General features: G+C 69.2%; 11 protein-coding genes. 5 read left to right on the top strand and 6 right to left on the bottom strand.

Annotated features, from left to right (window positions below; translation table 11 throughout):
- Nucleotides 1-6 precede the first annotated feature (6 nt).
- From AB0E90_RS06195 to AB0E90_RS06180, 4 genes are all read right to left on the bottom strand, one after another.
- The gene (locus AB0E90_RS06195) at nt 7-1,794 is read right to left on the bottom strand and encodes a carbohydrate-binding module family 20 domain-containing protein (RefSeq protein ID WP_360400060.1); all 1,788 of its coding nucleotides are present in this window, start codon (nt 1,792-1,794) and stop codon (nt 7-9) included.
- Between the two features lie 164 nt (nt 1,795-1,958).
- Nucleotides 1,959-4,952 carry a carbohydrate binding domain-containing protein gene (locus AB0E90_RS06190; protein WP_360400057.1) on the bottom strand — a complete coding sequence of 998 codons (2,994 nt, stop codon included), beginning with the start codon at nt 4,950-4,952 and terminating at the stop codon, nt 1,959-1,961.
- 290 nt (nt 4,953-5,242) lie between these two features.
- Nucleotides 5,243-5,407, bottom strand: a complete 165-nt coding sequence (locus AB0E90_RS06185) for a hypothetical protein (RefSeq protein ID WP_360400054.1) — start codon at nt 5,405-5,407, stop codon at nt 5,243-5,245.
- 76 nt (nt 5,408-5,483) lie between these two features.
- Nucleotides 5,484-5,963: a hypothetical protein gene (locus AB0E90_RS06180; protein WP_360400051.1), complete on the bottom strand. Its 480-nt coding sequence runs from the start codon at nt 5,961-5,963 to the stop codon at nt 5,484-5,486.
- Between AB0E90_RS06180 and AB0E90_RS06175 the strand changes: the two genes are divergently transcribed.
- The 4 genes from AB0E90_RS06175 (at nt 5,934) to AB0E90_RS06160 (ending at nt 9,312) form a co-directional block, all read left to right on the top strand.
- On the top strand, nt 5,934-6,584 hold the full coding sequence (locus AB0E90_RS06175; protein WP_360400048.1) for a hypothetical protein: 651 nt from the start codon (nt 5,934-5,936) through the stop codon (nt 6,582-6,584). The genes AB0E90_RS06180 and AB0E90_RS06175 overlap by 30 nt on opposite strands.
- 88 nt (nt 6,585-6,672) lie before the next feature.
- Nucleotides 6,673-7,194, top strand: coding sequence for a hypothetical protein (locus tag AB0E90_RS06170; RefSeq protein WP_360400045.1), 522 nt, complete (start codon nt 6,673-6,675; stop codon nt 7,192-7,194).
- Between the two features lie 48 nt (nt 7,195-7,242).
- Nucleotides 7,243-8,304, top strand: a complete 1,062-nt coding sequence (locus AB0E90_RS06165; RefSeq protein WP_360400042.1) for a lysylphosphatidylglycerol synthase transmembrane domain-containing protein — start codon at nt 7,243-7,245, stop codon at nt 8,302-8,304.
- A 111-nt stretch (nt 8,305-8,415) separates the two neighbouring features.
- A complete protein-coding gene (locus AB0E90_RS06160; RefSeq protein ID WP_360400039.1) occupies nt 8,416-9,312 on the top strand; it encodes a hypothetical protein in 897 nt (298 codons plus the stop codon).
- On the opposite strand, the gene AB0E90_RS06155 is transcribed toward AB0E90_RS06160, so the two are convergent.
- Nucleotides 9,309-11,570, bottom strand: a complete 2,262-nt coding sequence (locus AB0E90_RS06155) for an ATP-dependent Clp protease ATP-binding subunit (protein ID WP_360400036.1) — start codon at nt 11,568-11,570, stop codon at nt 9,309-9,311. The two genes, AB0E90_RS06160 and AB0E90_RS06155, sit on opposite strands and share 4 nt — an antisense overlap.
- A 199-nt stretch (nt 11,571-11,769) precedes the next feature.
- On the opposite strand from AB0E90_RS06155, the gene AB0E90_RS06150 reads away from it, so the two are divergent.
- Nucleotides 11,770-12,513 (top strand): hypothetical protein, encoded by a 744-nt coding sequence (locus AB0E90_RS06150; protein ID WP_360400033.1) that lies wholly within the window; start codon nt 11,770-11,772, stop codon nt 12,511-12,513.
- Between the two features lie 15 nt (nt 12,514-12,528).
- On the opposite strand, the gene AB0E90_RS06145 is transcribed toward AB0E90_RS06150, so the two are convergent.
- Complete coding sequence (locus tag AB0E90_RS06145) at nt 12,529-13,197, bottom strand: Type 1 glutamine amidotransferase-like domain-containing protein (RefSeq protein ID WP_360400030.1); 669 nt, start codon at nt 13,195-13,197, stop codon at nt 12,529-12,531.
- Nucleotides 13,198-13,267 lie beyond the last annotated feature (70 nt).

The following is a 13,267-nucleotide window of genomic DNA, read 5'->3' as shown; positions in this document are numbered from 1 at the left end:
AGGTGGTCAGCGCCAGGTGTCGCTCACCGAGGTTGTGCAGGATGAGCCGGTGGTCAGCGTGCGGTTGGAGCCTGACTCCCAGGTCACCGCGGTGCCGTTCTTCTTGACGTACTTGTATTCGACCGTGGTGTTGGGTGGCAGGTTCACGGTGCCGGTCCAGACCGGGTAGCTCGCCGACGACAGGGCCACGCCGCCGCTGGTGTTCCAGCTGCCCAGAGCGGTCTGGTTGCCCAGGACGTAGACGTTCTCGCCCCAGACCGTGGTCGCGTTGACGCCGAAAGACACCGCCACCGAGGTGCAGGAGCCCGGGGGAGTGGTCGGGACCGAGCCGGACGTGCGGGCGTTGATGTGCAGCGCGAGCATGCTGTTCGCGGCCACGGTCGCGGTGAACGTGCCGGACGAGCTCACCGTGTAGGTCGCGCCGGTGCACGCGCCGCCGCTGTAGTCGCCGTTGGCGACGTCGCAGTAGGTGCCGGCCGGCAGCGACGTCTGGAAGGTGCGGTTCAGCGACGAGCCGCGGTTGAAGACGGCGTACGCCGCCGAGCCGCGCCCGAACGCCGCCTGGCTGCTGCCGTTCGACCACCAGTTGGTCACCGACGTGCCGGCTGAGGCGTTGTGGAACGCGACCATGTTGGCGGTGGTGCGCCAGCGGTGCTCGCAGGCCCAGCCGGACGAGCAGTTGACCGCGCTGGTCGTGCCGTTGGACGAGGCCGGCGGCCCGGCGTCGGCGTTCGAGAAGGTGAACGACGACATCACCGACGGCGTGCCGTACGGGTAGGCCAGCATGAACGCCTCGGAAAGCGCGTAGGTGGAACCGTCCTTGTAGGTCAGCTTCGCCCGCCCGTTGCGCTGGGTGTCGTGATTGTCGATGAACGCCACCGCGTCGCCACTGGCGATCAGCATCTGATTCGGCAGCGACGACAACCCGGACAGGTTGCCGTCCTTGAACGCGTTGCCGACCACGTCGCCGTAACGGAATTCGGTCACGTCGCCGATGCCGGTGTATTCGGTCGGGCTGATCTCCCCGGAACCACCCTCGATGGTTTCCTGGAATACGTACGGCGTGCCGCTGAGCGCCCCGTAAATGGCCTGCAGATCGGCGACCGGAATGTGCTTGGCCGCGTCCACCCGGAATCCGTCGACGCCCAGCGAGATCAGGTCGTTGAGGTAGCCGACGATCTTGCCGCGGACGTAGGACGACTCGGTGGCCAGGTCGGACAGGTCGACGAGCTCGCAGTTCTGGACCTCCCACCGGTCGGTCCAGTTGACGATGTCGTCGTTGCCGTTCTTGCCGCAGTGGTGGAAGTCGTTGTTGCCGTACGCGACCGCCGGGTAGGCGTAGTGACTGTAGGTGGAGCCCGCGGTGCCGGTGCCGTTGGACGCCCCGCCCGCCATGTGGTTGATCACGGCGTCGACGTAGATCTTCACCCCGGCCGCGTGGCAGTTGCTCACCATGGAGGCAAAGGACGCGCGGTCACCTCTTCTACTGACGAGCTGGTAGCTGACCGGCTGGTAGTCCTGCCACCACGGGTAACCGGAGGACGGCAACACCACGTGTTCCTGCGGCGGCGACACCTGCACCCCGCCGAACCCCTTGGGCCCGAGCACATTGGTGCATTCGGACGCGACCGAGGCCCACGGCCATTCGAAGAGGTGCACGATGACGTCGCGCGCCCCCGGATTGGCGTCGGCTTTCGCGTCGGCGTTATGCGGCCGCCCGATCGCAACAAACGCAGCCGCCATCATCAGCAGCATCACACCGGGTATCACCCAGCGCCGGGTGGTTCGACTCATCGGGCACCTCCAGCAACAGAAGGGGAACGGGACGGGGAAGACGGGGGCGAACAACCGCACAGGCCGCCAGCGACGGGCGAATGGAGAACGGACGGAGCGGCGGCGGTGAGGGAAGAACGAAGGTCAACCGCGAAGGACGAGGCGCCGGCCGTACGGATGGGAGCTCAGCGAAGGTACGGCCCATCGGTCCCCACCTTTCCCGGAGCCGGGTTGCCGGCCAGCGCCAGCACGTACACCCGCATGTCGCCCTTGGCGCTGACCGACGCGGTCAGCGTCCCATTGGTCACGGTCTTTACGTCACCGGATACGGCGTCGGTGTACGTACCGTTCGGAATTCCGGTGAAAGTGGCACTGCTGGACACCGTGACGAGGGCGAAACTGTCCACCGACCCGGACGTGTAGCGGCGCTTGTAGGCGATGTTCCCGCTGACCCCGTCGGTCGAGTACTGCCCCATCTGCAGCGCCGGAATGGCCCGCCGGATCTGGTTGAGCCGCTGCAGGTGCTTCACCAGCGGCTGACTCAGCGTCGAGGCGACCGCCCCGCTGGAACTGGAGACCATCCCGTAGTCGGTGGCGGTCACCGACCCCTCGACCTTGTCGCCGTAATAGGCGCGCCCGGTGGTGGCGAGCGGGCAGGTCGGCCCGCAGTCGATCTGCTTACCGGCCTGGAACTCGATCTCCGACCCGTAATAGAGGGTGGGGATTCCCCGGAACGTCCACATCAGCGCCATGTTCTCGGCCCAGGCGTCGGTGCCGCCGGTGTAGCGGAACTGCGACTTGTTCGGCCCGTAGTCGTGCGAATCCACGTACACGACGTTGTAGGTCGCGTCGTTGACCGAGTCGTCCGAGTCCTTGCCGTTGTAGAAGGCGTTGGACGCGTCCGAGAAGTTCATGTGCATCCGCATGTCGATGATGTTCATGCCGGAGAACTGGCTGTGGTCGGGCGCGTGGTAGACGTTGCCGTTGAGGAACGCGTTGGTGCTGGTCGGCTGATTGCCGGTGCCCTGCGCATTCTCGTAATTGAACTGCTCCAGCGCGGCGGTGGCGTCGTCGTCGGAATACGAGCGGCGCTCCTTCCAGGTGAAGAACTGGGCCGAGTGGTTGACCGAGCCGCGGTTCCACTTGTCGTTGACGAACGCGGCCACCTCGCCGAAGACGTAGAAGTCCTGGGCCTTGGTCGCGCCATACTTCTGCACCAGGTGTTGTTGCATGGCCGGCAGGAACCGGCGGTTCCAGGTGACCCGCGGAATGTGCACGGCGGTGTCGATCCGGAAGCCGTCCACACCCATGTCGATGTACTTGTTGTAGGCGTCGATCAGGTATTTCTGGACGACCGGGTTCTCGGTGTTGAAGTCGGCCAGGTCGTCGGCGAGCCAGCAGGATCGCGCGTCCTCGCCCTCCCAGTTGCCGATCCAGCACTGGTGATAGAGCGACGCCGGGAACATGCCGGAGGTCGGCGACGGCCATTGGCAGTTGTGATTGGCGTACCCCTGCGGGCTGTAGGTGCCGTTGGTCGTACCCCAGTTCCGGCAGGTGTTTCCGGCCGGCTCGGCCGTGCTCCACAGATCGCCGTTGTACGGGCGGCCCTGGGCGAGCTGATTCTGCGCGGCGGTCAGCGTCGGATCGGTGCCGGAGTTCTCGACCAGCGGGTCGTACGTCTGCCCGTCGGTCTTGGTGGAATACATCCAGTCCCAGGAACCGTCCTTGGCGCCCCACACGGTCGGCACGAAAAGACCCTTGGCGCCCCATCGGGAACTGTGGTTGTAGACCACGTCCTGATAGATCTTCAGTCCCTTGGCATGCGCCTTGTCGATCAGATCCTGGTACGTGGAGCCGGGGGACTCCAGTCTGGTGTCGACCCGGTAGAAGTCCCACCCGTGGTACCCGTGGAAGTCGTAGTCGGAGCGGTTCAGCACCACCGGCGTGATCCAGATGGCCGAGAAGCCGATGCCCTTGATGTAGTCGAGCTTGTCGACCAGGCCCTTGAAGTCGCCACGGAACATCGGGTCGTGGTTGGCCGCGTTGCCGGACGAGATGTTCTGGCTGCCACCGCGGTCGTTGGAGGTGTCCCCGTCGTAGAACCGCGCGGTCATCACGAAGTAGATGCTTTCCTTGCGCGGGTCACCGCCGAGCATCTCGCCCCCGGCCGCCTGCGGCGGGGCGTCTCCGGTGGTCACCGAGGCGGTCGCGCTGGGCGCGGAGACGTTCCCGGCGGCATCAACGGCCCGGACGGTGTACGTGTACGCCGTCCTCGCCGCCAGAGAGCCATCGATGTACGTCGCATATCCGCTGGTCAGCGCCGTCGTGCCGCCGGTCCCGCCGGTGCGGGTGAGCTGGTAGCCGGTGACCCCGCGGTCGTCGGTCGAGGCCGTCCAGCCGAGCGTGACGGTCACGTGGTCGACGCTCGTGGTCAGGCCGCCCGGCGCGGTCGGCGCGGTCGTGTCGGCCGGCACCGCGCTGCACGGGTCGGTGGCATCGGCGGTGACGACGCCACCGGAGACCGTCGAGGTGCCGGCGGTGAGGCTGTAGTTGCGCCCCGAGTTGCTGTCCCAGGTGCCGGAGCCGTTGTTGAACGTGGCCGCGAGCGTCGTCGCCGCGCCGAGCTCGACGGTCTTCTTCACCCAGCCGGCGCAGGCGGTCTCGGTCATGGCCACGCCCGGCACGGTCGTCCAGGCCTCGCCGGTCGGCGCGTAGTGAAGGTAGGTGGCCGCCCACGCCGACCTGTAGAAGACAGTGGCCGTGTTGTCCCCGGCCGGCGGGTCGACGACCGGCCCGGCGCACGGGTCGGCCGCGGTGACCACGCCACCGGTGATCGTGACGATGCCGGTGCCGACGGTGTAGTTACGGCCCGAGTTGTTGTCCCACGTGCCCGACCCGTTGTTGAACGTGGCCTGCATGCCGGTGGCGGCGCCGAGATCGATGGCCTTGGTGTACCAGCCGGCGCACGACGCGGCGCTCATGGCCACACCCGGCACGGTCGTCCACGATCCGCCGGTCGGCGCGTAGTGGATGTTGACGGTGGTCCAGGCCGAGGTCGGCTTGAAGAAGACGGTCACGGTGTTGGTCGCGGCGGCGAAGGCCGGGGCGACCGCCAGGGGGATGGCGGTCAGCACCGCGGCAACCGCGGCTAGCCACCAGGAACGGCGTTTTTTGGACACGGGGGCTCCTCCAACGACCTCGGGGGGCGTTCGATCGAAGGATGACGCTGGGTCGAATAACGCGAGGCCCGCGCCACCGGCGTCGGAGACGGTGACACGGGCGTAACCCCACGTTCATATTGATGAGGACCGTAGCAACGGCTTGCATCGATTGGAAGAGTTTCCAGCAATGTGGCAGGGCCATGCTTAGAAAGCCATCGATCCGTGCGGACGTGTAACAGCAGGTCACGCTCGTCCAGGATGGATTTTCACTCGCGGCCGCGGCCTGAAACTCGTTGCAAGCCGCCTGATCAGACCGGGTGGATCGTCAGGTATTCGTCCACGGCGGCGCGGACCGCGTCCGGGTCGTTGCCGGCCAGCCACGCGAGAGTGCCGGGCCAGTCGCCGGCCGCGAGCGCCGCCAGGACGTCCGCCCGGCCGAGCCGGACGGGAGCGTCGGCCGCGGGTATCGCCACGGTCCGCTCGGCGACCAGCCGGGCCGCCTCTTTCCACGCCGGGCCGGAGCCGATCGTCGCTGCCGCGGCGGCGGCCTCATCCGCGATCTTCCGGGCCAGTTCCGGGGCATCCCGCCGCCCACGAATCGCTGTGGATGCCGTCGATCACCCGATGGGCCGCCGCGAATTCGCCGATGCGCCCGAGCGCCAGTCCGAGCTCGCGCCGGGGCAGGTCCGTCGCGGACAGGGTGGGCCAGCGGATATCGAGGTCGAGAATCATGGATTCGGCGATGTTCGCGAAGGCCATGGCACGAGCCTGGTTGCTGTTCGCGGCCCAGGCCTTGATGATCCGAGCGATGATCGAGATGTACATGGTCGGGACGACGATCTCATCAAGGACCGACTCGGCCGCCTTGATCAACTGGGCGATGTCCGCCTCATCGCCGTTCGGTGACAGGGCGATCACCAGGTCGGTCTGCGCGACGGCACGGGCCGGGGGATCGCTCACCCGGGCGAGGTAGGCGTCGGCCAGATCGATCCGGCCGGCGTGTCCGGCAATGCCGGCAGCCTCCTGCACGGAGAGGCGCTCGAGGATCGCGCGGGCTCGCACGGTGTCGCCCAGAGCGACCAGGTGATGCGGCTGACCGCCTCGACCGACGGCACCGGCGCCGGCACCGATCAGGCCGAGCTCTATTCGACCCAGAAGCGGTTCCTGGACGGCACCTATGCCAGCCGCATCCGGTTCACCGACGCACCGGTCAGCGGCGCCGACGGCGACCACATCAACGAGACCTTCTTCACCATCAGCCCGCTCAACGGCGATCTCGACCCGACCTACTCCGAGCTCGACATCTCGGAATACCTGCCGAACGGCGGGTGGGGCGAGACCGGGCCGATCAATTACCAGACCAGCTGGTACGCCTACCGCAACGACCCGTGGTACGCCGACAACGTGCACTCGGAGGAGCGGAAGAGCTTCGACGGCTGGCACGACCTGGTCGTCCAGGTCGCCAACGGGCACATGATCTATTCCGCCGTCTACACCGGGGGCAACCTGGTGAAGCACGAGAAGAGCCGCAACGGCGATCCCGGTGGCCCGCCGTCCGGGCAGGGCAAGCACCTCTGGAAGGCTCGTTACTGGACGCAGGGCTCCGAGCCCGGCTGGACCGAGCAGTGGCAGGATCTCGGCCGCTGTTAACGCGCTGAAAATTTGCCGGGGGAGTGGGGCGGACGCGCCCGGCTCCCCCGGTACAGTGCTGCGGCACAGATCATTTGAGGAGGATTCGTTGGGCGCTTCCGGGTGGGACTATTACGTTCCCTACCAGCCCGACCGGTATGCGGCCTTCGTGGCACTGCGGCAAGAGGTCTTCGAGAGCGGCGAGTTCTGGTGGGCAGTGCCCGGCGAGCCCGGCAAAACGGCCCGCGACTACCCGAACCGCCCGAAGACCGAGGACGAGCTGTGGTCCGAGGAGTCGGTCCGGCTGGCCGGCACGCACTCGATCCTCGACATGTACCGGGTTCTGGCCGACGACGAGAAGCCCAACTACGGTTGGTTGCCGTTCGCCTACGAAACGTTCGAAGAGTACATGGCCCTGGTCAAGGAGCACGGCAATCCGGAGTACGGCATGATCGTGCCGATCAGCGAGGCCGAGGCGTACGCGGCGGCCGGCTCCACCAAACTGACCCCCGAGCACGTCGAGAAGATCACCGAGCTCGCGCAATATCGCGGAATCGGCCGGTGCGCCATCCTGCATGATGCCGACGGCAACCCCACTGAGCTGTACTTCTGGGGCTACTCCGGCGACTGATCTCACAGGGGGTGGCCGAACCTTGACGAAGTTTGCCAGGATCGCGGCGTGTCCTCCGACCAGCGCCCGTCGTCGCCGGGCCCCTCCGTGGCCCGGTCGTGGTGGGTCCGGCTCCGCCTGCCGTTACTCATCGTGGTTGGTCTGGCAGTCGCCGCACTCGGTCTGTGGGGTCGGCTGCCCGACCCGCGCGACTTCCTCGGTGCGCTGACCAGCGCCAACTACTGGTGGATCACGCTGGCTGCCGCGCTGCAGGGCGCGTCGCTGGCGGCTTTCGCCTGGCAGCAACGGCAACTGCTGAGAGCTTTAGGCGTACGCCTGACCGCCCGTCGCGCCGCCGCGGTAACCCTGGCCCGCACCGCCATCTCCATCTCGATGCCGGCCGGCGCCGCCGTGTCGGCGGGCTACGCCGTGAAGGAATACCAGCGGGCCGGCGTCAGCAAGGAACTCTCCGCGGCCTCGATGATCGTCTCCGGCCTGACCTCCATCGGCGGCCTGACCCTGCTCTACGTCACCGGCGGCCTCGCCGTCGTCGGCCGCAACCCGGCGCTGCTGCTGAGCCCGCGCCCCCTCCCCGTGGTGGCCGCCCTGGCCGTGCTGACCACGGCGCTGGTGTTGGCCGGCCGCCGCCTGCCCGCCCTGAAGACCCGGGTGACCCGCGACGGCCGCCTTATCCGCTGGGTCCGCTCGGTGCTGGCCTCGGCCCGCGACGCGTGGCACGCGGGCGCGTCGCTGCGCCCCCGCGACTGGATCGCCGGCCTGCTGTTCTTCGCCGTCAACTGGCTCACCGACCTGCTCTGCCTGGCCGCCACCTGTCGCGCCGTCGGCCTCCCGGTCGGCATCACCACGCTGGCCGGCATCTACCTGGGCGTGCAGATCGTCCGCCAGGTCCCACTGACCCCCGGCGGCGTAGGCGTGGTCGACACCGCCCTGGTGGCCGGCCTGACCGCGGCCGGCGCCGGCGCCGCCTCAGCCGCCGCGGCGGTCCTGGTCTACCGCCTGATCTCCTGCTGGTTGCTGCTCCCGGCCGGCGGCCTGGCGGCTCTGGCCCTGCGCCGAAATGACCTGCGCACCCGGGCGATCCCCCGCCCGCGACGGCGGATCGCCCGTTAGCCTGACGTTTTATCGGAATTCCGAGGTTTAAAACGGTAACGACCCATTTGTGAGATGGTCGGGCGGGCCGCATCCAGCCAGGAATGCGCACCGGGCCGTGGAGGCGCCGCCATGACATTCGATTCCGTTCTTTCCCGCCGTGCTTTGCTTACCGCCGCCGGGCTGACCGCCGGGGCCGGGGTCGTGGGTGGGCTGCTCGGGGCCGCTCCCGCGCTGGCCTCGGGCAATGCGGTGAGCGCCTACCACGGGGTCTCCGGCGCGGTTCACCAGCAGCGGTTCGACAGCCTGATCGCCCAGGGCTACCGGATGATCTCGGTCAGCGTCTACGGGGATCGGTACAACCCGCTTTACGCCGCGGTCTGGGTGCAGCGCGGCGGACCGGCCTGGGCCGCGGTGCACGGGCTCAACGGCGCCGGCTATCAGGCGAAGTTCGACGAGCTCACCGCGGCCGGATTCGTCGCGACGCGGGTCAGCGCCACCGGCAGCCGGGTCGACCCGGTGTTCGCGGCCGTGTTCGAGAAGCGGCCGGCGGGCACGTGGCAGGCCCGGCACGGGCTGGTCGACGGGGCCGCCACCACCCCGGGCACACTGGCGAACCTGATGGCCTGGGCGCGCACCAACAACTGCATCCCGACGTCGCTGGCGATCTACGGTGGCGCCGGCGACCGCACGTACGCCGCCACCTGCCTGCCCAACCCGGGTCAGGTCAAGTGGCGGGCGCACGAGATGGGCACGGCCGACGAATACCAGGGATGGTTCGACGGCTACAACCGGCGGGGGATGCGGCCCACCATGGTCGACGCGTCCGACGCGCTGCAGTACGCGGCGATCTTCACCGACGACAGCGTCGGCCCCTGGGTCGCCCGGCACAACCAGACGTCCGCGCAGTACCAGGTCGAGTTCGACACCCAGGCCGCGTCGGGCCGTTACCCGATCTCGGTGCAGGGTGGCGGCCTCGGCGCCGGCATCCGTTACGCCTCCGTGTTCGCCGGCATCGGCGCGCTCTAGGCCGGCACCCCCGCCCCGGCGCGCTCGTGGAAGGCGCGCTCGTGGAAGACCAGGCCGTGGCCGTCGTGGTCGATCACCGTGACCTCGCCGGGATGGAGGTCCTCGAGCAGGATGCGTTCGGCCAGGGCGTCCTCGACCTCGCGCTGCACCGTGCGGCGCAGCGGCCGGGCGCCGAGGGCCGGGTCGAAGCCCTTCTCGGCGAGGTGGCGGCGGGCGGCCGGGGTCACCTCGATGCCCATGTCGCGGTCGCGCAGGCGCAGGTCGACGCGGGCCAGCAGCACGTCGACGATGGACAGGATGTCGGCCTCGGTCAGCCGGGGGAAGACGATCGTGTCGTCGATGCGGTTGAGGAACTCCGGGCGGAAGTGCTGCTTCAGCGCGTCGTGCACCTTCGCGGCCATCCGGTCCGGCGCGCCCTCGGCGGCCTGGAAACCCAGTGACACCGCCTTGGACGCGTCCCGCGTACCCAAATTGGTGGTCAGAATGATGACGGTGTTCTTGAAGTCGACGATGCGGCCCTGGCCGTCGGTCAGGCGACCGTCCTCCAGGATCTGCAGCAGGGTGTTGAAGACCTCCGGGTGGGCCTTCTCGATCTCGTCGAAGAGAACCACCGAGAACGGCTTGCGGCGCACCTTCTCGGTCAGCTGGCCACCCTCGTCGTAACCGACGTAACCGGGCGGGGCACCGACGAGGCGGGACACCGTGTGCCGGTCGTGGAACTCGGACATGTCGAGCTGGATCAGAGCGTCTTCCGAGCCGAACAGGAACTCGGCCAGCGCCTTGGAGAGCTCGGTCTTACCGACACCGGACGGGCCGGCGAAGATGAACGAGCCGGACGGGCGTTTCGGGTCCTTCAGCCCGGCGCGGGTGCGGCGGATCGCCCGCGCGACCGCCCGGACCGCCTCCTGTTGGCCGATGACCCGCTGATGCAGCTCGTCCTCCATGCGCAGCAGCCGGGTCGTCTCCTGCTCGGTCAGCCGCTGCACCGGGATGCCGGTCCAGTTGGCCAGCACCTCGGCGATCTGCTCGCCGCCGACGCTCTGGTCGCCGTGCGGGTGGATGTGCGCCCACGCGCCGGCCTCGTCGATCAGGTCGATCGCCTTGTCCGGCAGGAAGCGGTCGGCGACGTACCGGTCGGCCAGGGTCACGGCGGCGGTCAGGGCGACATCGGTGTACGAGACGTGGTGGTGTTCCTCGTACCGCCGGCGCAGGCCCTTGAGGATCTCGACGGCCTCGGCCGAGGTCGGCTCGCCGATCGGCACCGGCTGGAAGCGGCGGGCCAGCGCGGCGTCCTTCTCGAAGTGCTTGCGGTATTCGGCCGTCGTGGTGGCGCCGATCGTCTGCAGCTCGCCGCGCGCGAGCATCGGTTTCAGGATCGCGGCCGCGTCGATCGCGCCCTCGGCCGCGCCCGCCCCGACCAGGCTGTGGATCTCGTCGATGAACAGGATGACGTCACCGCGGGTGCGGCACTCCTTGACCACCTTCTTGAGCCGCTCCTCGAAGTCGCCGCGGTAGCGGGTGCCGGCCACCAGCGACCCCAGATCGAGCGTGTAGACGTGCTTGGTGCGCAGCGTCTCGGGCACGTCACCGGCCACGATCCGCCGGCACAGCCCCTCGACCACGGCGGTCTTGCCGACGCCGGGCTCGCCGATCAGCACCGGGTTGTTCTTGGTGCGGCAGGAGAGCACCACCATGATGCGGTCGATCTCGCGGTCCCGGCCGACCACCGGGTCGAGGCCGCCGTCGCGGGCGCGCTGGGTGAGGTTCTCGCCGTACTGGTCGAGCAGGGCCGAGCTGGCCGGCGGCGCGTCGGCCAGGGACGGATGCCCGGACAACAACAGAAGGACCTTCGCGCGTACGTCGCGGGGGTCGGCGCCCAGCGTGCGAAGAACCTCGGCCGGCACGCCCGCGGCGTCCCGGAGCAGGCCGAGCAGGATGTGCTCCGGGCCGATGTGGTTGTGGCCCAGCTTGAGCGCCTCACGCAGGGACAACTCGAGAACGTTCTTGGCGGCCGGGTCGAACGGGACGTGCAGGCCGGCCGGCGCCGCGTCGCCGCCGACGAACTCCGCGACCTTGAGGCGGGCCGCCTCGAGCGACACCCCGAGATCGGCCAGGGCGTGCGCGGCCACGCCCTCGCCCTCGCGGATCAGCCCGAGCAGCAGGTGCTCGGTGCCGATGTAGTGATGATCAAGAAGCCGGGCTTCTTCCTGAGCCAGGACGACAACCCGGCGGGCCTGGTCGGTGAACCGTTCGAACACGACACTCACGTCCTCGCGGCGAGGCCCCACGCACCCCACCCGGTCGGCGCACGAGGGCGCGCGTAAGGGTGGTGTGCGCTGAGTCAGAGCCTCTTGGCGTCGACGCGGGCCCGCGTGGGGGGCTCGCACGCTCGTGCAGGCGCGGCTGCCCCCTCAAGCTACCGCGAAGAACCTACGATGGCCCAAGGGAGGTGCCCCGATGACCGACGCCGAACGCCGCCGCCAGGCCAACGACCGTGCCCGCCGGCGTGCCATCCGGGCCCTTGCCGCCCAGATGGGAGTGCCTTACTCGGTCGCCGCGCGGCTGATCGCCGACCCGCACCGCGCGCTCGTGTTCGCCCACCGCGAACAACGCCCGTTCCACGTCCGGGTGCGCGACACCCGCGACGCGGCCGCGCCCCCGCTGGGCCGCGCCACCCACCTGGCGGCCCGCTTCCCGCGGCTGCACACCGCGGCCGGCCGGCTCTACGACGGCCGCGACCGGCAGGCCGTGCTGGCCATGCTTTTCGCGGTGGTCGCGCACGAGTCGCCGGCCGTGCTGCCCGCCGCCGACGAGTTGGCGTGGGTGGCCGAGCTGGGGGAGGAGACCGCGGTCGACATCACCTGCGCCGCCCTCGACCGCGCCGCCCGGCTGCTGCTCGACGACGACCAGTGGCGGCTGTGGACGCGGGTCGAGGCGGCGCTCGACCCGGCGCCCGCCCTCGGTCTGAGCCTGCGCGGCTCACTTCCGGGCGCCCGGCAGACGCTCGACGCGGTGCTGCTCGGCGCCCACCGGCTCAAGGCGCCGGGCGCACCGGTCAAGCTCGGCGGCCGGACGGCCACGGTGGTCGGCGCGCGCTGGCCACGGAGCGGGCCACCGACGGCGTACGAGGTGCGGCTCGGCAGTGACCCGCGAGTGCACCTCGTCGACCTCGGCCAGGAGCAGCAGCCGGTCGGGGTCTGACGTCCTTTACCGGCTTTACGGGTGAAACCGCCACTGGCCTTCGGAGACGACGTCCACCTTGTCGTCGATCACGCGGACGGCGGTGTCGTCGTCGATGAAGTAGATCGGGAAGTCCGCCCGCGCGACGATGCGATCGGCCCAGGCTTCGTCCCGCTCCGGGAAACTGGGCGAGTACAGGTGCGGCTTCAGATACCAGTCGAACAGGCCGAACGGCGGCTGCACCGTCGTCGCGCCGAGCACGTGCAGGTCGGCGGCGTCCCCGATGACGTCGGCGGAGTGTTCCGTGAGGTTCCGGCTGAAGATCATCGAGCCGGCGCTGACCCCGACGTAGACCCGGCTCTCCAGCGCCGCGAGAAGGCCGCCGGCCAGGTCGTTGCCGGTGATGCTGCGCGCGAGGTGGTAATGGCTGCCGCCCTCGACGTAGATGACGTCGGCGTGGAGCAGCCGGTCGAGCACCATCGGCTGAGGCAGGCCGTTCAGCTCCAGGACGTCGAACTCCCGCCAGCCGAGACCGTGCAGCCGGACCATGTCCGCGACGAACCACCCGTGGTCGCCGGGCTCGGCGACCGACGCGGTCGGCACGAACACGACATTGGCCGACCCGAACGGCCTACCCAGCATGTCGCGCAGCGCCTCCCGCAACGTCTCGTTGCGCAGACCGCTCGCCGTCAGCAGAAGATTCACCAGCCGAGCCAACCACGGCTGATGAGGCGCTCGCAAAGCAACCAGCGGACCAGCACGGTGGATTCTGATT

The organism is Actinoplanes sp. NPDC026619 (genome assembly GCF_040638295.1).
Classification (GTDB): domain Bacteria; phylum Actinomycetota; class Actinomycetes; order Mycobacteriales; family Micromonosporaceae; genus Actinoplanes.
This window is presented reverse-complemented; position numbering and strand designations above follow the sequence as displayed.